Origin of the sequence: Chryseobacterium gossypii (assembly GCF_041361455.1) — a bacterium.
Taxonomy (GTDB): Bacteria; Bacteroidota; Bacteroidia; order Flavobacteriales; family Weeksellaceae; genus Chryseobacterium; species Chryseobacterium gossypii.
Genome location: NZ_JBGCUR010000018.1, coordinates 24,728 through 42,772, shown reverse-complemented (window position 1 = coordinate 42,772; position 18,045 = coordinate 24,728). Strand labels below are relative to the sequence as shown.

19 protein-coding genes are annotated in these 18,045 nt (G+C 41.1%); 11 read left to right on the top strand and 8 right to left on the bottom strand.

The window, feature by feature from the left end:
- The first annotated feature begins 96 nt into the window (after window positions 1-96).
- From ABMQ40_RS11005 to ABMQ40_RS10980, 6 genes are all read left to right on the top strand, one after another.
- A complete protein-coding gene (locus ABMQ40_RS11005) occupies window positions 97-939 on the top strand; it encodes a DUF5777 family beta-barrel protein (RefSeq protein WP_370899517.1) in 843 nt (280 codons plus the stop codon).
- A gap of 1 nt (window position 940) precedes the next feature.
- The gene (locus ABMQ40_RS11000) at window positions 941-1,288 is read left to right on the top strand and encodes a c-type cytochrome (RefSeq protein ID WP_370899515.1); all 348 of its coding nucleotides are present in this window, start codon (window positions 941-943) and stop codon (window positions 1,286-1,288) included.
- Window positions 1,289-1,299: 11 nt separating this feature from the next.
- Complete coding sequence (locus ABMQ40_RS10995) at window positions 1,300-1,845, top strand: YceI family protein (protein WP_370899513.1); 546 nt, start codon at window positions 1,300-1,302, stop codon at window positions 1,843-1,845.
- On the top strand, window positions 1,842-2,369 hold the full coding sequence (locus ABMQ40_RS10990) for an ankyrin repeat domain-containing protein (RefSeq protein WP_370899511.1): 528 nt from the start codon (window positions 1,842-1,844) through the stop codon (window positions 2,367-2,369). The genes ABMQ40_RS10995 and ABMQ40_RS10990 overlap by 4 nt, the downstream gene beginning before the upstream one ends.
- A 2-nt stretch (window positions 2,370-2,371) precedes the next feature.
- Window positions 2,372-3,130, top strand: coding sequence for a T9SS type A sorting domain-containing protein (locus ABMQ40_RS10985; RefSeq protein ID WP_370899509.1), 759 nt, complete (start codon window positions 2,372-2,374; stop codon window positions 3,128-3,130).
- 125 nt (window positions 3,131-3,255) lie between these two features.
- Entirely contained in the window at window positions 3,256-4,536 is a 1,281-nt protein-coding gene (locus ABMQ40_RS10980; RefSeq protein ID WP_370899507.1) for an alkaline phosphatase family protein, read from the top strand.
- 128 nt (window positions 4,537-4,664) lie between these two features.
- Here ABMQ40_RS10980 and ABMQ40_RS10975 read toward each other — a convergent pair whose 3' ends face one another.
- A complete protein-coding gene (locus ABMQ40_RS10975) occupies window positions 4,665-5,549 on the bottom strand; it encodes an NAD(P)H-binding protein (RefSeq protein WP_370899505.1) in 885 nt (294 codons plus the stop codon).
- Window positions 5,550-5,628: 79 nt separating this feature from the next.
- Between ABMQ40_RS10975 and ABMQ40_RS10970 the strand changes: the two genes are divergently transcribed.
- Window positions 5,629-5,994: a winged helix-turn-helix transcriptional regulator gene (locus tag ABMQ40_RS10970; protein WP_370899503.1), complete on the top strand. Its 366-nt coding sequence runs from the start codon at window positions 5,629-5,631 to the stop codon at window positions 5,992-5,994.
- 52 nt (window positions 5,995-6,046) lie between these two features.
- Here ABMQ40_RS10970 and ABMQ40_RS10965 read toward each other — a convergent pair whose 3' ends face one another.
- A complete protein-coding gene (locus tag ABMQ40_RS10965; protein WP_370899501.1) occupies window positions 6,047-7,102 on the bottom strand; it encodes an NAD(P)-dependent alcohol dehydrogenase in 1,056 nt (351 codons plus the stop codon).
- A gap of 213 nt (window positions 7,103-7,315) precedes the next feature.
- Between ABMQ40_RS10965 and ABMQ40_RS10960 the strand changes: the two genes are divergently transcribed.
- Window positions 7,316-8,218, top strand: coding sequence for a helix-turn-helix domain-containing protein (locus tag ABMQ40_RS10960; RefSeq protein ID WP_370899499.1), 903 nt, complete (start codon window positions 7,316-7,318; stop codon window positions 8,216-8,218).
- 73 nt (window positions 8,219-8,291) lie between these two features.
- Entirely contained in the window at window positions 8,292-9,614 is a 1,323-nt protein-coding gene (locus ABMQ40_RS10955) for a carboxylesterase family protein (RefSeq protein ID WP_370899497.1), read from the top strand.
- Window positions 9,615-9,701: 87 nt separating this feature from the next.
- On the opposite strand, the gene ABMQ40_RS10950 is transcribed toward ABMQ40_RS10955, so the two are convergent.
- From ABMQ40_RS10950 to lpxK, 6 genes are all read right to left on the bottom strand, one after another.
- Window positions 9,702-11,174 (bottom strand): alpha-amylase, encoded by a 1,473-nt coding sequence (locus ABMQ40_RS10950; RefSeq protein WP_370899495.1) that lies wholly within the window; start codon window positions 11,172-11,174, stop codon window positions 9,702-9,704.
- A gap of 42 nt (window positions 11,175-11,216) precedes the next feature.
- A complete protein-coding gene (gene dinB / locus ABMQ40_RS10945; protein WP_370899493.1) occupies window positions 11,217-12,314 on the bottom strand; it encodes a DNA polymerase IV in 1,098 nt (365 codons plus the stop codon).
- A gap of 43 nt (window positions 12,315-12,357) precedes the next feature.
- Entirely contained in the window at window positions 12,358-12,810 is a 453-nt protein-coding gene (locus ABMQ40_RS10940; RefSeq protein ID WP_370899491.1) for a GNAT family N-acetyltransferase, read from the bottom strand.
- Window positions 12,810-13,325, bottom strand: a complete 516-nt coding sequence (locus tag ABMQ40_RS10935) for a TlpA family protein disulfide reductase (RefSeq protein WP_370899489.1) — start codon at window positions 13,323-13,325, stop codon at window positions 12,810-12,812. The genes ABMQ40_RS10940 and ABMQ40_RS10935 overlap by 1 nt, the downstream gene beginning before the upstream one ends.
- A 98-nt stretch (window positions 13,326-13,423) precedes the next feature.
- Window positions 13,424-14,239, bottom strand: coding sequence for a purine-nucleoside phosphorylase (locus ABMQ40_RS10930; RefSeq protein ID WP_370899487.1), 816 nt, complete (start codon window positions 14,237-14,239; stop codon window positions 13,424-13,426).
- On the bottom strand, window positions 14,223-15,248 hold the full coding sequence (gene lpxK, locus ABMQ40_RS10925) for a tetraacyldisaccharide 4'-kinase (RefSeq protein ID WP_370899485.1): 1,026 nt from the start codon (window positions 15,246-15,248) through the stop codon (window positions 14,223-14,225). Before lpxK ends, ABMQ40_RS10930 begins: the two co-directional genes overlap by 17 nt.
- Before the next feature lie 109 nt (window positions 15,249-15,357).
- Here lpxK and truA point away from each other — a divergent pair, with 109 nt between their 5' ends.
- A complete protein-coding gene (truA, locus tag ABMQ40_RS10920; RefSeq protein ID WP_370899483.1) occupies window positions 15,358-16,092 on the top strand; it encodes a tRNA pseudouridine(38-40) synthase TruA in 735 nt (244 codons plus the stop codon).
- 168 nt (window positions 16,093-16,260) lie between these two features.
- On the top strand, window positions 16,261-18,018 hold the full coding sequence (locus ABMQ40_RS10915; protein ID WP_370899481.1) for an ABC transporter ATP-binding protein: 1,758 nt from the start codon (window positions 16,261-16,263) through the stop codon (window positions 18,016-18,018).
- The last annotated feature ends 27 nt before the right edge of the window (window positions 18,019-18,045 follow it).

Genomic DNA, 18,045 nt, shown 5'->3' with positions numbered 1-18,045 from the left:
TTTATTGATAAAAACAATTCGTTCGGTGACTTTTATCACATGATTTTGAAACCATAACTCTATAAGTTTGTCATATATAATTTTAATGAAATTTGTATGACAAAAACTTTATTATTTTTGTCGATGCTATCCTCAGGTCTTGCCTTCTCGCAGGAAGATTTGCTGAAAGATATTGACACCATTAAAACAAACACCGAAAACACACAGCCCGCTTTTAAGGCACTCCAGATAGTCACGGGGCAATCTACAAAACTTACAGCCAAAAATGAATGGTATATAGTGGTTGCGCACCGTTTCGGGGATTTAAGCACCGGTTTTAAGAATTTTTTTGGTCTGGATGATGCCTCTACCAAACTCGGAGCTATTTACGGCATTACGGATGCCGTTTCCGTAAGCCTTTCCCGTGAAACCAATATGAAAACTTTCGAAGGAGCGGTAAAGTACAGGCTGTTGAGGCAAAACGATAATTTCCCGGTTGATGTTGTCGGATATAATGTTATGGCACTGAACACAGATCTGGATAAAGATAATTATCCGCATCTTCAGTTTGGGGACAGGCTTTCCTATCTCACCCAGGCGCTCATCTCACGAAGATTCAGTGACAAATTCTCTTTGCAGCTGAGCCCTTCCTATGTACATAAGAATCTTTATGAACCCAATATCGAAGACAAAAATCAGTTTTTAACCGGATTGGGGGGACGCTATAAAATTTCAAAGAGAATCTCTGTTAATGCAGAATATTTTGTGAATTTTGACAATCACAGTTTCTATAGAAATCCCCTCTCATTAGGTATGGATATAGAAACCGGCGGGCATGTTTTCCAGCTGTTGTTTACCAATTCCCAGCTTAATTCAGATATCGGATATCTTACGAATGCTGCCGGGGACTGGGGCAAAGGACATATTTTCTTTGGGTTTAATCTTTACAGGGTTTTTTAGTATGAAAAAGTTTATATACATATTGCCGGCCGCAGCTTTTGTCATTGCCTGTGACAGCAGGACCTATGAGGAAATCTCAGACAATACTCCCATCACTGAGCAGGTGACCTATGCTAAGGATGTTAAGCCTGTAATGGATGTCAATTGCATGTCCTGCCACTCTCAGGGAGGGATAGCTTCTTTCCCGCTGGAAAACTATAGCCAGGTGAAAAATAACATTGATAACATTATAGACAGGATAGGAAGACCGAACGGAGATCCCCAGAAGATGCCTCAGGGCGGAGCTTTGTCTCCATCACAGATCAATATTTTCACAAAATGGAAATCCGACGGGCTTGTTGAAAACTAAAACTATTTAATATGAAAAAATTAGTATTATTCACCGCAGCATTGTTGTTTGGCAATTTTGTCCTTGCCCAGAAATACAGCTCCAAAACGGGAAAGGTAAGCTTTGAAGCCTCCGTACCGCTGTTTGAAGATGTTTTTGCACAGGATGATAATAATGTGATTGTCCTTAATTCCGATACGGGAGATATGGCTTCTGTCTCCGTCGTTAAAAATTTCCATTTCAAAACCAAATTAATGGAAGAACATTTTAATGAAAGCTATGCCGAAACTGCCAAATATCCTAAAACCGTTTTTACAGGAAAGATCCTGAATTTTGATAAGACCAGGCTCACCGCTAGCCCACAGAAATATACCATCCAGGGAAAATTGAACTTTCACGGTGTGGAAAGACCGGTTTCTTCCACGGCAACCATTTACGCAAAAGAAGGCAAGATCTATATGCAGGGGGGCTTTGTGGCTAAACCTGCCGATTATAATGTGACCATTCCGAAAATGGTCACTAAAAAAATTGCAGAAAGTGTGAATGTGGAATATAATTATGTATTAGTAAAGCAATGAAAAATCTGATAATAATTATAAGTATTTTACTGGGTTGCTCCTGGATGGCGGCCCAGAATCAGGCGAGATCCATTTTTGATATCGCAAGAAACGGAACTGTGGAAGAAGTGAAAGAGCTGATGAAACAGAATCCGGATGTGATCAATCAGACCAATGAAAATGGCTTTTCACCATTAATCCTGGCTTGCTACAGAGGAAATGTGGAAGTGGCTGATTTTTTGATAGATAATGTGAAAGATGTTAACTATAAAAGTCAGGAAGGAACTGCTTTGGCCGGGCTGTCTGTGAAGTACAATAAAAGACTTGTGGAACATCTTCTGAAAAAAAATGCCGATCCGAATATTGCGGATGCTACAGGAGCTACCCCTTTATTCTGGGCGGTAAAGTTTGGAAATAAAGAACTGATAGAATTGCTGCTTAAATATAAAGCAGATAAGTCTAGAAAAGACTCAATGGGAATGACCCCGTTTGAATACGCGCTACAGACAAATAATAAAGAAATCATTAATCTCTTAAAAAATTAAATATGAAAAAAGTTTTACTAACATTAAGTATGATCCTGGCAAATTTTGCCTGGGCCCAGTTTTCTTCGGGTGTTGTAAACCTGGGGTCAACAGGGATGACCGTAAAATTGGATACTACCCCTACCCAGGCAACTATAACGCTTACGGGAAGTGAGAGTGCTTTTTTAGGCATTGGCTTTGGAAGTGTGGGAATGGCAGCCGGAGCTGATGGATTTGTATATAATTCGGCATCAACATCTACCTCCAATTTAGATTATACTTTTGGGGGAATTGGTTCTATTTCTCCTGATGCAAATCAAAACTGGGCCATGATCTCAAATACAACTTCGGGAGGTATAAGAACCGTAGTTGCTACGAGATCACTCAGCGGCGGAGCAGAGGATTTTGCTATCCCCAATGCGGCGGGAACCATAAATATCTTCTATGCCAAGGGACCGGCTCTGGCATTGCAGTATCACGGACCGAGCCCTAACAGAGGATATGCCACCCTAAATATGACCGCCTTTCTGGGAACGAATGATATAGCTCTGGAAAGCAGGAAAATTGTTTTATATCCTAACCCGGCCAAAGAAACAGTAAGCTTTAAAAATGCAGATAGGATCAGATCGGTGGATATCTATGAATCCACAGGCAGAAAAGTAAGATCGGTAAAACTGAATGGACAGGACATCAGTGTAGCAGATCTGAAATCCGGGAATTATTATTTTGAAATTACTTTAAAAGACGGATCCACATCCTATGAAAAATTAATCAAGGAATAGCATAAGGCCACTGAATAGTGGCTTTTTTATTTATAGCAACCGTAAAAAATGCTTTTAATGTTTTTTTAACCCGTAAAATTTTCAGGTCAGAAAAGCAGGCAGTAACTTTGGCAAAAATTTCTGTAATGAGGCAAAGACTACAATTTTTACTGCTGCTTATTTCTTTATCGGTTTTCGGACAAAAGGGGACCGTTGATACCACCCAGGTGGTGGTCCCAAACCGTTATAACAGTGTTGAGGCTCAGACAAAACCTTATGTGATCATGATCTCCGCCGACGGATTCCGTTATGATTACGCTAAAAAATACAATGCGGAAAACCTTCTGAAGCTTTCCGGGGAGGGCGTCCGGGCAGAAGCAATGCTCCCAAGCTATCCCAGCATTACTTTTCCTAATCACTGGAGCCTGATCACCGGCCTTTATCCCTCGCACCATGGCTTGATTGATAATTATTTTTATGATTATAAAAGAAATGAGGCTTATGCCATGAGCGACAGAAAAAATGCCGAAGACGGAAGCTGGTATGGTGGAGTACCCCTATGGAGCCTGGCTGAAAAACAGGGAATGCTTTCTGCTTCACTGATGTGGGTAGGTTCCGCAAGTGCCGCAGGTGGTCTACGGCCAACGTATTATTATCCTTACCATGAAAAATTTACACCTTCAGAAAAAGTTGATAAGGTGATTAACTGGTTAAAGTTGCCGATGAACAGGAGGCCACATTTTATTTCCCTGTATTTCCCTGAAGTGGATGGAAGCGGGCATCATTACGGGCCTGATAGCAGGGAAACCGAAGAAGCTGTGCACCTGGTTGATAAAGCTATTGGAGAGCTGGTTCAGAAAGTAAATGATCTGGGCTTGCAAAATGTTAACTTTATATTCGTTTCCGATCATGGAATGATAAAGGTGGATGGTGGAAACCCGTTGGAGATTCCGGCAATGCTTTTTGATAAAGATAGGTTTGATTTTTACAATTCCCAGACATTGTTGAGGGTTTATGTTAAAAATCCCGCAGAGGTCAAAGCGGTCTACAAAGAGTTAAGATCTGGCAAGACATCTGATTATGATGTGTATCTGGATAAAAGGTTTCCTAAATATCTTCATTTTTCAGCTAAAGATGATAAATATAACAGAATCGGGCAGATACTTTTGGTTCCAAAGGCTCCGAAAATATTTCTGCAGAAGGGAAAAACCACCTCTGTTGGAAAGCATGGCTATATTCCGCAGATCGTTCCTGAGATGAAAGCCACGTTTTTTGCATGGGGATCAGAGTTCAGGAGTAATTTGATGATCGGTGAATTTGCCAATGTTAATGTTTACCCATTGGTGGCTGAAATTTTAGATTTAAAGATGGAACAGCCGGTTGACGGAAAATTAAAGGTTTTGAGAGGAACACTGAAGAAAAAGTAAATAAGCTTTGAAATAAGTTTCGGCGCACCGGAGGTGCGCCGAAACTGCTTATAAAAACTATTATTTTCAACGATATGCTACTTCATATAAAGTCTCTTCTGTATGGATAACCGGTCATTTTTATGAACCTAAGAATTAAATTTAGCAGCAAATTCTTCGGCAAAATCCTCCAGTTTAATTTTACCGTCAACTGTTGCCCTATGTTCCATAAAGTCCTTTTGTACAATACCTGTTCTGAGACCTTTCCCCATTTCCGTGTATAATTCCGCTATTTCTTTTGAAAGTCCGGCCTGAAGCATTCCGCTCAAAGATTCTTCATCGGAAAACTCTGCCCACGGTAATTCCGGCTTTCCTATGGCCATTCCTAAAGTCTTTGAAATATCAACAGGTTGGCGAAAATCACTTACAATATACCTTATATTCTTACCTGCCGGATTTTTTAGCAACTCTTCAGCTGCGGCTTTGGCGATATCATTCGGGTGTACAAGGGGAATGCTTATATTTCCGGGGTAATTGGCCCCCATAATTCCTGCATTTTTAATTAATGGAATATCATTGAAAAGATTAATGTAGAAATATCCGGCTCTTAAAAAGGTTACCGAAGAACCTTCCAGTTTATTATAAAATTCCTCGATACGGTGAAGACTTTTTATAGGTCCGTTTTCTACAGGTGACTCTGCTCCGATGCTGCTTAGCATGACCACTCTTTTTATGCTATTGCTTTTAACGGCTTCAGCATAATTCTTTCCTATATCAATTGTATTTTTCACAATGTTTTCGTTCCCCGCATTGGGTGGAGTCATGGCAAAAACAGCATCTGCACCCTTGAAAATATTGATCAAAAAATCTGCGTCTGTAATGGAACCAATCGCGGCTTTTGCCCCTAAAGATTCAATTTCCCCTTTTTTGGATGGATTGCTGCTGATTACCGTAATGTCATGATCTGCTGAGGCTAATTGTTGTGTCAGAGGCTTTCCTACATTCCCTAATGAGCCTGTGATGATAATTTTCATAATATATTTTTTTATTTCCTGGAACAAAGGTATATTTGTACTTACTTTTATACAAGTACTTACCCTAAAGTATGTTATCATGACAGCAATTAAAGAAAGCTCCACCATTCAGCAGAATAAAAAATATGCATTGGATCTTTGCCCTGTGACCTATGTGATGGAGAAGATCGGAGGATTTTGGAAGCCTATTATTTTATACCATCTCTCACAGGGAGATAAAAGGTACAGCGAGCTTAAGCGTGCAATACCAGCGGTAACAGAGAAAATGCTGATTCAGCATCTGAAACAGATGGAAGCAGACGGTTTGATCATCAGGATAGCCAGGCCGGTGATTCCTCCTCACGTTACTTATAAACTCAGTGAAGCCGGAGAAGGATTGATCCCTGTCATTGAAAAAATGGCTGAGTGGGCTTTTCAGGATATGAAAGGTCAATATTGCATGTAAGCAATAAAAAAGACTCTTCGCGAGAAGAGTCTTCCATTAATTATGAAGATTTTTATAAAGATTTCATGTCAATGACAAACCTGTATTTCACATCACTTCTTAGCATTCTTTCATAAGCCTCGTTGATCTCTTGTATTTTGATCAGTTCGATCTCGGCAACAATACCTTTTTCTCCACAGAAATCCAGCAGTTCCTGGGTTTCAGCGATACCACCGATGAGGGAGCCGGCTACGGAACGGCGCTGGAAAATCATGGGTCTTGTGCTTACTTCGTTCTCCTGAAATTCTCCGATGAATCCTACTAAAACTAATGTTCCGTTCAGGTGAAGGGTCTGCATATAAGGATTAATGTCGTGCTCATAAGGGACAGTATCAATAATCAGATCGAATTTTCCTTTTACCGTATCCATTTGGGTATGGTCTGTAGAAATCACCACGTGATCGGCTCCCAGCTGTCTGGCATCTTCGGTTTTTCCCGGAGTCCTTGAGAATAAGGTGACTTCAGCCCCCAATCCTTTAGCCAATTTAATGGCCATGTGCCCCAATCCGCCGAGCCCTATCACCGCGACTTTGGAACCGGGGCCTACTTTCCAGTGCCTTAACGGCGACCAGGTTGTAATCCCTGCGCAAAGCAGTGGTGCAACAGCAGCCGGATCTAAATTTTCAGGAACTTTTAATACGAAATGCTCATCTACAACCACTTTCTGGGAATACCCGCCGAAAGTATGCCCTCCTGAATGCTTGTCATGGCCGTTATAGGTCCCTGTAAAGCCGTTAAGGCAATACTGTTCCAGATCCTGTTGACAGCTGTCACATGTTCCGCAGGAATCCACCATGCAGCCTACGGCAACCAGATCCCCTTCTTTAAATCCGGAAACCTCATTTCCGATCCTCGCAACCCTGCCTACTATTTCATGTCCCGGAACTACAGGATAAACAGAGCCTCCCCAATCATTTCTGGCTGTATGAAGATCAGAATGGCAAACGCCACAGTACAGGATGTCAATCTCTATATCCCTTGCTGTGATCTCCCTTCTTTCAATATTCATCTCTTTTAGATCTGCTGTTGCAGATTCGGTTCCGAAAGCTTTTACCGTGAATGTATCCATTTGTTTTATTTAATTATTACTCTGTTCTTTATCCGGTTACCCCATTCCTGTAATATATTGATAGTGGAATTGGGGTCATAACCATACAAAAATCGGGACTTCTCAATTAATTACACTTATACAGATTACAGAAAAATTTACCAATTTTACATACATGCTTAAGGATAAGCCGGAAAGTCGTAATTTCGGATAAGAATTAAAAAAAAAGTATTCATGGAAAATCAGGAGGTTGTGGTTATCAATAGTGTTTCGGAATACAATAAAATGGTAAACCATGAAACACTGCATCCGCTGGTAAGTGTAGTTGATTTTTCCAAATCTGATCCTATCTGCCGACACAGAAGGATATATGGCTTTTATACCGTTTTCCTGAAAGATGTGATCTGTGGTGATATGTATTACGGAAAGCACAGCTATGACTATCAGGAAGGAACTCTGGTCTTTATTGCTCCGGGGCAGCTGTATGGCATTGATAATGACGGGGTGTATGTTCAGCCTGCAGGCTATGCCTTATTATTCCATCCTGATCTGATAAAAGGGACCACTCTGGGGAAAAACATTCAAGACTATACCTTTTTTTCCTACGACGTTCATGAAGCCCTGCACCTTTCTGAAAAAGAAAGGGAGATCGTACTGGAATGTTTTAAAAACATCAGGCTGGAGCTGGAACAGACGATTGATAAGCATAGCAAATCTTTAATTATCAATAATATTGAGCTGTTTTTAAACTATTGTATGCGTTTTTATGATCGTCAGTTTATTACCAGAGATCATATAAACCAGGGAGTTATCGGGAGATTTGAAAAACTTTTGGATGATTATCTGAAATCCGATAAGCCGAAGAATATTGGCTTCCCGATGGTTAACTATTTTGCCGATCAGCTCAATCTTTCGGCCAATTATTTTGGCGATCTGATAAAAAAAGAACTGGGGATTTCTGCCCAGGAATATATACATAATAAACTGATAGATATTGCCAAGGAACAGATCTTTGATCCTGCAAAATCCATCACTGAAATTTCCTATACCCTGGGATTTAAATATCCGCAGCATTTTACAAGGCTGTTTAAAAGCAAGGTAGGAGTTTCTCCCAGTGAATACAAAGCTTTGAATTAAAATTTTTTGAATAAGCTTCAATTTTCTGGAAAAACAAAGCTATTTTTATGGGTAAAAGTTATTGCTGTTTAGAATGAAAGCACAACAGAATATCAGTATCCATACTTTCCATACACCTTTCGGGAAAATTTCGGGATTAAGAGAAAATGGAGTCATCAGGGCAAGAAGCATCCGCTATGCATATTCTGAGCGGTTCAGAAAACCTGTTCCCGTTGCGTCGGCAGATTCTGAAGAGGTGTCCGGTAAGATTCCGGTTTGTCCCCAAAACATAAGCCCGCTTCTGGAAAGACTGATCGGGAAGGCAGACCTTGAAAGATATGAAGTGAACGAATCAACACAATTCCTTACCATTACCCGTCCGGAGACTATCAATGAAAATGATGAACTGCCGGTTGTGGTATGGATCCACGGCGGCTCTTATGAAATAGGCTGTGGAGACCTGTCCACCTCCGACCCTTCTGTCTGGGTAAAAGAACAAAATATTATCGTAGTCTCGGTTTCCTACCGTTTGGGAGTTTTTGGCTTCCTGGGAGGAAATGAGGAAAGACCTGCCAATCTCGGCCTGTTCGACATCATTGAAGCTCTAAAATGGATCAAAAATAATATCAGAAGCTTTGGCGGAAACCCTGATAATGTTACCCTTTTCGGCCAGTCATCGGGAGGAGATGCGGTTACCCATTTAATGATAGCTGATGGCATTGAAAACTTATTCCACAGGGTAATTGTTCACAGTGCACCCTTGGGATTCCGCCATAAAAGGCAAAAAATGTCTGCACAACTTCTCAGGAGAACGGATGTACTGAAAAGGGAAACCGATGTGATGAAACTGACGGAAGCATATGTGAAATTCCTGCCGTCAGTGATGAGATATGGATTGAAAGCGTCTATGCCATTCTGCTTGCAATATGGCTATCCGCCTTTGTGTACAGAGGAGGAAAGCGTCCGGAAATGGGAAAATAATGCCGGGAAATATGATGTGCTGATGGGCTGGAATAATGAAGAAACAGCTTTTTATGTGAAAACCTCCGAAAAAATGAATAAATATTTCGGCAGCAGGATCCTTGATAAGATTGTTGATATCACTACTGAGTCCATCTATGGAAAACCGGCGAAGACATTTTCCCGGAGCTATGCCAGGGCCGGTGGGAACATATATCTCTTCAGGCTCCATTCAGGATGGAAGAACCATATAGGGGCTGCCCACTGTATTGATCTTCCGTTGATCTTTGAAAATGAAGCCGCCTGGCGATCTTCAGAATTAATAAAAGACATTCCATGGGAATATATACATGAAAACGGCAAAAGACTGCGGGCACTTTGGGCGGAGTTCGCAAGGGATGGCAAAATTGATGAAAGCTCAGAGAGACCGGAAATTCTGGAACTCCGAAAAATTTAGTTCTTAAATCAGCAAGGATCCCGGCTTTGGAGATATAAAATAGGACCCAGGAAGGATGATACCTTCCTGGGTCCTATTCGTTCATAATCATTCCGGGATCCAGACACTTACATTTCCTGCCGGCACAGGGAAGTTCCCCCAGCCATTTTCATCAATAACGACCTTCTCTTTAAACCTTTTCAGAACATCGTGAAACTTTTTTCCGGCATACCTTTTTCCTACTTCCATAGGCTTGTTATAAGCATCCTTATTACTTAGAACCACGGCACATCCCGTATGGGTCTCATCACCTTCCCGTACCCAGCCGAGACAGTTGGCATCTTCAAAATAATCCCGCTGAGGTCCGTATGCATGATCTTTTCTGGCTTTCAGCAGTTCTTCAATACCATCCACCTTAGGCAGGAAAATTTCCTGGTCATGTCCGGCGCTGTCTTTATCAATGTAATGGGCACCATATAAATCGGGATAAAAAACACAAGGATATCCGTTTTCCCTCAATAAGATCAGTGCATAGGCAATAGGCTTGAACCAGCTTTCAACAGGTGCTTCCAATTTTTGCAGTGGCTGGGTATCATGATTGTCAACCAGTGTTACGGAATGCATGGGATCAGCCTGGGTAAGAGTTCCTTCAAAAATTCTTCTCAGATCATAGGAAGCCCCTTCTTTCGAGGCATTATGGAAATTATTTTGCAGAGAGCTGTCGAAAAGGCTCATGCAGCCTTCCGTGACCTCGATGTATTTCTGCAGGAGGTGTAAATGTCCGGGAGCCCAGTATTCACCAACAGCAAAAATATTTTTCCCGGAATTGGAACGCAGCAGGGTGAGCCATTCCTTGTAAAAGTCAAAAGAAATATGCTTTAAGGCATCCAGCCTTACACCGTCAAAATCAGTCTGGTCAAAATACCATTTTGCCCAATGGTTAAGCTCCTCGCGCACATGCGGGTTCCGGTGTTCAATATCATTAAACATCAGATAGTCATAGTTCCCTTTTTCATCATCGATCATTTCTTCCCAGTCATTTCCGTATTCAGACTGGATTTTATAGATATGCTTATCCATTCCCTCCGCATAGTCGGTACCGCTGAAGCAGGTGAAGTTCCACTCAAAAGCAGAATATTTTTTGTTTCTCCCGGGAAAGGTGAATTTGGTATATGACTGGATCTCAAAAACATCGGAGATCACTTTCTCACGGTTGTTCTCATCAACCTTTACCACCTTGAAGGTTTCCAGCTCGTCACCGCCGCCTTTGTGTCCCAGGACAATATCTACAATAATCTGGATATTGTTTTTCTTGAGGGTCTTAATGGCTTTTATATAATCTTTTTTCGTTCCGTATTTGGTAGGGATGGTCCCTTTTTGATCAAACTCCCCCAGATCATAGAGATCATAAGAATCATATCCAATGGAATAGCCCCCGTTTGCTCCTTTGTATGCAGGAGGGAACCAGACAGATGTAATCCCCAATTTCGCTAAATATTTTGCTTGTTTTTCAGCTTCATTCCATAGTTTTCCGCCTCCTTCCGAATACCAGTGGAAGAATTGTATCATTGTTGGATTCATAAATTGTGGTTTTGGTCACTACAATTTAGTGAAAATTTTTAATTATTGATCTTCAAATTCCTCAAACGGTATTTTTAGTTGAACGGATATCTGTTTTTTTTCTTCCGTGTTGAGGTGGGAGAGGGAGAGCCCCAGAAGACGCACGGGCTTATCAAAAGGACGCAGTTCCCAGAGTTTTTTTGAGGTTTTAAAATATTCTTCAGCGGAAGTAAAATATATTTCCTGAGTAATGCTTCTGGTGTAAAGGGAAAAATCTTTGTATTTAATTTTCAGGGTCAGGCTTCTTCCGAGGATATTGTTTCTCTGCAGCCTCTGATGGAGCTCGGCACTTAAACTCTCCAATTTTTCATTGATCTGCTGTTCATCAAAAAGATCTTCAAAAAAGGTACGCTCTACAGCCACACTTTTCTGGATCCTGTGGGGTTTTACTTCCGAAGTATGGATTCCACGGACTACATTGTAATAATATTGCCCGGACTTCCCGAAAAGCTTTATCAACTCTTCCAGTGACCTTTTCTTCAGGTCCTTTCCCTTGAAGATCCCTAAAGTAAACATTTTATTGGCAGTAACTTTCCCGACTCCGTAAAACTTTTCGACAGGCAACTCCTCAAGAAAGCTTTCTATTTTATCCGGATGTATGGTCTTTTGTCCGTTGGGCTTGTTAATATCAGAAGCTACTTTTGCCAGAAACTTATTGACCGATATACCGGCAGAGGCAGTCAGCCCGGTCTGTTCAAAAATCTTCTGCCGGATCTCCTTTGCAATCTGGTTGGCAGATTCTATTCCTTTTTTGTTTTCGGTAACGTCCAGATAAGCTTCATCTAAAGATAAAGGTTCAACGAGATCGGTATACTCATAGAAAATATCCCGGATTTTTCTTGAAATTTCTTTATATCGCGCAAAACGGGGAGGAACAAAAATAAGATGCGGACACTTTTCCTTGGCCACCTTGCTGGGCATTGCGGAGCGAACACCATATTTTCTGGCTTCATAGCTTGCCGCAGATACCACACCACGATGCTGGCCCCCTACGGCAATAGGCTTACCCTTTAATGCAGGATTATCATGCTGCTCTACAGATGCATAGAATGCATCCATATCCACATGAATAATTTTGCGTATGGGAAAAGGAAAATCCATATCACAAAGATATGGATTCATTTATTTTGAAATTGTCTGATCATCATTTCAGCCTCATGGTAAGAAGAAGCCTTTCAAAGCCTGCCTTTTCATAAGCTTTCACAGCAGATTCATTCTGATCATAAACATCCAGTCTGATCTCAGAGATGCCCCTGGACCGGGCCCATGCGACCAACTCATCCAGTATGAGTTTGTTGATCCCTTGGCCTCGGTGTTCCGGTTTTACGTACATAAATCCCAGATAGGCAAAATTTTTGAAATTGTAATAGTCTTTTTCTGTCTGTTTGATCCGGGCATAGCCTGAGCCTATGATCTCATTGTTTTCCTCTGCCACTACTACCAGAGCGTCAGGAGACTTTATCAGTTCAAGAAGATCATAATAATGTATTTCCCCGTCTATAAGAGTAACATTGAACGGCCTTTCAGCCGAAACAATTCCCTGTTCAAATTTTAAGAGGGTGTCCAGGTCCTGTTCTCTGGCTTCTCTTGTTATCATTATTGCAGAAGGTTGTTTATGGTTTTCTGAATCTCAGGATCATCCGGAGAAATGGCATAATATTTTGCTATGGACGATTTTTGATCGATCACCATATACCTTGGGATCCAGTTCAGATCAATATAATTGTTGAAATCATTTTTCCATCCGGAAGCAAACCAGTAATTAACTTTTTCTTTCATATTGAATCTTTCCAGGCTTTTATCAAAACTTTCCCTGGATCTTTCCAATGAAAGAAATACAAAATCTACATCGGGGTTATTCTTTTCCAGTTCTTCAGCCTTGGGCATCGCTTTCAGGCAGTCTCTGCACCATCCTGCCCAAAAATCAAGCACCAGAACTTTTCCTTTATGCTGGTCGAGGATTTGTTGTATGGTTATGGTTTTGCCTTCTTCATCTTCCAGCTTCTGGCTTAATGCTTCTTTGGAAAAATTGGTTTTAAGGACTTTCGGGGCCTGTTGTGAACAGCTTAATCCAAAAATTCCTATCATGAAAATTAACAACAGCTTTTTCATTCGGTTCATTTTTCTACAAATCTAAACAATGAATTGCAAATCAGGATTGATTTTTGAGAAATTAGGAAAAAATTTAATTATTGAAAAATTCTATAATATCAGGAATAATTTTTCACCAGGCCTTTTACTATGGTAATTACGTTGGGCATAGCCCGGCTGGCTGCGTTCAGGACTTCCTCATGAGAGACTGAGAATGAGATATCGGGGCCGCCAAGATCGGTGATTACGGAGATGCCGAAGACATCCATTCCCATATGTCTGGCTACTATGACTTCGGGAACCGTACTCATTCCTACCATATCCCCGCCAATAGCTTTTATCATTCCGTATTCTGCCGGTGTTTCAAAGGTAGGCCCCTGTAAGGCAACGTAAATGCCCTTATGGACGTTGATATTATTTTCAAAGGCAACCTTTACGGCGACTTCAATCATCTTCTTGTTGTAAGGTTCGCTCATATCCACAAAGCGGGGTCCTAACTCATCAATATTTTTTCCACGGAGCGGGTGCTCGGGCATCATATTGATATGGTCCCTGATAATGGCAATATCCGCAATGTTATAATCTGCATTTACCCCTCCGGAAGCGTTGGAAAGGATCAGATTTTTGATTTTCAGCAGATGGAAAATCCTTACGGGAAAGGTCACCGTTTCCATGGAGTGTCCTTCATAATAATGGAAGCGTCCGCTCATCATCAGTACTTTTTTCCCTTCGAGTATTCCGTAAATCAGTTTTCCGCTGTGTCCTGCTACGGTTGTCTGGGGAATGTTGGGAATATCCTGATATTCCAGGATATGGAGCGGCTCCACTTCATCCTGAAGCTTTCCCAGCCCTGAACCCAGGACAATGGCAAAATCCGGGATATCCTGAATGATTTTTTTTATGAATTCCGCCGTCTCTTTAATTTTTTCTAACATAATCCAAGATGATTTGATTGAATTCTTCCTTTTTATCAATGATCACATTGATAGGCCAGTAGTAAACAATATCTCTAAGATAGTCAAAAGTTTTCAGACGGACATAATCTTTTTCCGTGGTAAGGATCAGCTTATATTCTCCTAATTTTTTATATTCCGCAACGATCTTTTTGATATCATCATCGGTAAAGTTATGATGATCCCTGAACTTTAAATGCTTCACTCTTTGCGAGAATTTAGCCAGATGTTCCAGCAAAGGCTTAGGGTTGGCAATTCCCGTGATCAGCAGGATATCATAATAGTTCAGATTATTGTCAGGAAGCATTTTGTCTCTTCCGTAAACATTTTCGTCATATCCGATGGATGAAAAGAATACCTTTTGATGGCTTTCCGGTTTTATCCTCGAAATATAGTAGCGTTTGGTTTCTTCCGTCAGCTCATCCGGGCATTTGCTGACCATAATGATGTCTGCTCTCTTCGCGCCCGCTCTGGATTCTCTCAAATCTCCTGCGGGAAGCAGGTAGTCTTTAAAATAAGGATCATTGAAATCTGTCATCAGGATATTGAATCCTGCTTTTATGGCTCTGTGTTGCATGGCATCGTCAAGGATCAGTACATCAAGATCCATATCTGAGATCACTTTTCTGGCACCGGGAACCCTGTCTTCTGAAACGGCAATTACAAAACGGTTTTTGAAGCGTTCAAACAGTTGCATTGCTTCATCCCCTACCATTTTATAATTACTTTCATAATTGGTTACGGCATAGCCTTTTGTAAGTCTTCCATAGCCTCGTGAAAGCACGCCTGTCCTGTAATGCTTGGAAAGGTATTGGGCAAGATACATCACCATCGGCGATTTTCCACTTCCGCCAACGGAAAGATTCCCGACACTGATTATCGGGGTTTTGAATTTTGTAGACTTAAAAATTCCCAGATCATACATTGTGTTTCGGATACCCGTTACCAAATGATAACCAAGGGAGAAAGGATAAAGGTACCATCTTTTCATACGAGTGCAAAAATAGGAATTTTCACAAGGATTTGATTCAATATTATCAACGATTTTTCAACAATTATTTCGTGAAATTAAAGTACTTTTGTGGAGTTATTATAATACATTGAGGTACTTTATTGAGTTTTCTTATAACGGTAAAAATTATTTCGGCTATCAGATCCAGCCGGATGCCATTTCTGTGCAGGAAGAATTGGAAAAAGCTCTTTCCACGATATTAAGAGAGGAAATAAAAACGACGGGGGCAGGAAGAACGGATACGGGAGTTCATGCCAGGAAAATTTTTGCTCATTTCGATACGGAAAAGATTTTGGAAGAGAACCTTCCGCACAGGCTGAACAGCTTCCTTCCACCCGATATTTCCGTAAAAAGAATTTTCCGGGTAAAGGATGATTTCCATGCCCGGTTCGATGCGACTTACAGAACGTATGAATACTATATTTCCCTGGAGAAAAACCCCTTTACCCAGGATTCTGCCTGGCAGCACTGGAAAAGACCCTTGGATATTGCCAGAATGAATGAAGCCTGTAAAATTTTATTTGAATATGATGATTTTACCAGCTTTGCAAAGTTAAAAACCGACAACAAGACCAATATCTGCAAAATATACCGGGCAGAGTGGGAGCAACACGGGAGCGAGCTGAAGTTTACGGTTTCGGCCAATCGTTTTCTCAGGAATATGGTGAGGGCTATTGTGGGCACAATGGTAGAAATAGGGGCCGGAAAGATGATGCCTGAGGATTTACGGAAGGTCATTGAAGATAAAAGCCGTAATTCCGCGGGGACCTCTGCACCTGCACACGGCCTGTATCTCGTTGATGTAGGATATGAATTTGAATAAAGCGGAGACGGAGTGCATATGAGCTGGCTGAAAACGGTAAGGCAGATTCATTTTATAAATTACTGATACCTAAAATTTTCTATTACTATTTTAAAAGGTTATTCCTGCTTTAAAATTAGAAAGTCTTATTTTTGCAGAGAATTATTTATTCTTTCTTCAATTCGTACAATGAAAAAACAAGATACCTGGGGAATTATCAAGAGGCTGTTCTTTATCGGAATGAAGTTTCGTTCTTGGTTCATCCTTACTTTGATAATTTCCATCATATTGTCCATAGTTTCCACTTACAGGCCTTATCTTACCATGGAGGTTGTGGATAATGATATCACGAAGCTTAAGGATGAGGCTTTGATGATGAAGCATATTTATATCCTCGTAGGGCTGGTATTTGCCGAAACTATTCTGAACTTTTTCCTGGTATATTTCTCTAATTATATATCCCAGAATGTAATCAGGGATATAAGGGAAAGGTTATACGCCAAGCTGATTTATTTCAGGACCTCATTTTTTGACAAAACTCCTATCGGCCAGCTGGTGACGCGTGCGGTGGGGGATGTGGAAACCATTGCAACGGTCTATACGGATGGTTTTCTGATGGTTTTCGGGGATATATTGAGAATCATTTTCGTGCTGGTAATGATGTTCAATACTAATGTACACCTGAGCTACATTACCTTGGCCATTTTGCCGCTGATGGTTATCATTACCAGGGTTTTTCAGAAAAAACTGAAGAAGGCCTTTGGAGATGAGAGAACATGGACAGCCAACCAAAACTCCTTCGTCCAGGAAAGGCTCGCCGGAATGCCCATCATTCAGGTTTTCAACAGGCAGCAGGCAGAGTTTAAAAAATTTGACGAAATTAATATTGTCCTGAAAGGAGCCTTATTAAGGACCGTGTTTATCTTTTCCCTGTTCTTTCCTGTTGTGGAACTTATTTCCTCACTCTTTATCGGATTTATCCTTTTTTACGGAGGTTATATTACCATCAGTGCAGGAGTTGTGATCGCCTTTATCCAATATATCTCAATGCTTATCCGCCCGCTACGGCAGATAGCTGACAGGTTTAACAATATCCAGAGGGGTATTGTGGGTGCCGAAAGGGTTTTGGGCTTAATGGACGAGGAAAATGCAATGCCGAATACCGGAAAGGTGGTTAAAGACCATTTTGCGGGTAAGATCGAATTCAGGGATGTGCATTTTGCTTATGACGAAAAGCAGGAGGTTTTAAAGGGAATTAATTTTAAAGTAAATCCGGGAGAGACAGTGGCAATTGTAGGGGCTACAGGAGCCGGTAAATCTACCATCATCAGCCTGATTACGCGGTTGTATGACATTAATTCCGGAAAGATATTTATTGATGATATAGAGCTTAAAGATTATGAGCTGTACAATCTGAGGAGCCATATCGGCGTCGTATTGCAGGATGTTTTCCTCTTCCACGGAAGTATTTTTGAAAACCTGGCCTTCGGCGATGAAACCATTACATTGGATAAAATAAAAGCCGGTGCCAGAGAAATTGAAGTAGATCAGTTTATAGAACAGCTTCCGGGAGGATATGATTATGTGGTTAGTGAAAGAGGGTCCTCCATCTCTCTGGGACAAAGGCAATTATTATCCTTCCTCAGGGCCTATCTGTCGGATCCTAAGATTCTGATCCTGGATGAGGCTACATCATCCATTGACCATGAAAGCGAAAAGCTGATTCAAAGGGCAACGGAAAAAATCACCAAGAACAGGACCTCCATCATTATTGCACACAGGCTTTCAACCATTGAAAAAGCTGATAAGATCATTGTAATGGAGCATGGTAAGATCGTAGAAGAAGGGAAGCACCTGGAGCTTCTGGATAAGAACGGCTATTATGCAACGCTTTATAAAGCTCAGCTAAGACACGAAGTGGAGGAGAGTGAGCGCCAGTCCATATAATATCAGATTGCTGAATACCAAATAAAA

Bases quoted from the DNA above. Each gene is read 5' to 3' on its own strand.
- ABMQ40_RS10970 (WP_370899503.1), top strand. From the start codon at position 5,629: ATGACAGCAATTAAAGAAAGCTCCACCATTCAGCAGAATAAAAAATAT.
- ABMQ40_RS10940 (WP_370899491.1), bottom strand. From the start codon at position 12,810: ATGATAACAAGAGAAGCCAGAGAACAGGACCTGGACACCCTCTTAAAA.
- ABMQ40_RS10990 (WP_370899511.1), top strand. From the start codon at position 1,842: ATGAAAAATCTGATAATAATTATAAGTATTTTACTGGGTTGCTCCTGG.
- ABMQ40_RS10965 (WP_370899501.1), bottom strand. From the start codon at position 7,102: ATGGATACATTCACGGTAAAAGCTTTCGGAACCGAATCTGCAACAGCA.
- ABMQ40_RS10960 (WP_370899499.1), top strand. From the start codon at position 7,316: ATGGAAAATCAGGAGGTTGTGGTTATCAATAGTGTTTCGGAATACAAT.
- lpxK (WP_370899485.1), bottom strand. From the start codon at position 15,248: ATGAAAAGATGGTACCTTTATCCTTTCTCCCTTGGTTATCATTTGGTA.
- ABMQ40_RS10930 (WP_370899487.1), bottom strand. From the start codon at position 14,239: ATGTTAGAAAAAATTAAAGAGACGGCGGAATTCATAAAAAAAATCATT.
- dinB (WP_370899493.1), bottom strand. From the start codon at position 12,314: ATGGATTTTCCTTTTCCCATACGCAAAATTATTCATGTGGATATGGAT.
- ABMQ40_RS10985 (WP_370899509.1), top strand. From the start codon at position 2,372: ATGAAAAAAGTTTTACTAACATTAAGTATGATCCTGGCAAATTTTGCC.
- ABMQ40_RS10950 (WP_370899495.1), bottom strand. From the start codon at position 11,174: ATGAATCCAACAATGATACAATTCTTCCACTGGTATTCGGAAGGAGGC.
- ABMQ40_RS10995 (WP_370899513.1), top strand. From the start codon at position 1,300: ATGAAAAAATTAGTATTATTCACCGCAGCATTGTTGTTTGGCAATTTT.
- ABMQ40_RS11005 (WP_370899517.1), top strand. From the start codon at position 97: ATGACAAAAACTTTATTATTTTTGTCGATGCTATCCTCAGGTCTTGCC.
- ABMQ40_RS10980 (WP_370899507.1), top strand. From the start codon at position 3,256: ATGAGGCAAAGACTACAATTTTTACTGCTGCTTATTTCTTTATCGGTT.
- ABMQ40_RS10915 (WP_370899481.1), top strand. From the start codon at position 16,261: ATGAAAAAACAAGATACCTGGGGAATTATCAAGAGGCTGTTCTTTATC.
- ABMQ40_RS10935 (WP_370899489.1), bottom strand. From the start codon at position 13,325: ATGAAAAAGCTGTTGTTAATTTTCATGATAGGAATTTTTGGATTAAGC.
- ABMQ40_RS11000 (WP_370899515.1), top strand. From the start codon at position 941: ATGAAAAAGTTTATATACATATTGCCGGCCGCAGCTTTTGTCATTGCC.
- ABMQ40_RS10975 (WP_370899505.1), bottom strand. From the start codon at position 5,549: ATGAAAATTATCATCACAGGCTCATTAGGGAATGTAGGAAAGCCTCTG.
- ABMQ40_RS10955 (WP_370899497.1), top strand. From the start codon at position 8,292: ATGAAAGCACAACAGAATATCAGTATCCATACTTTCCATACACCTTTC.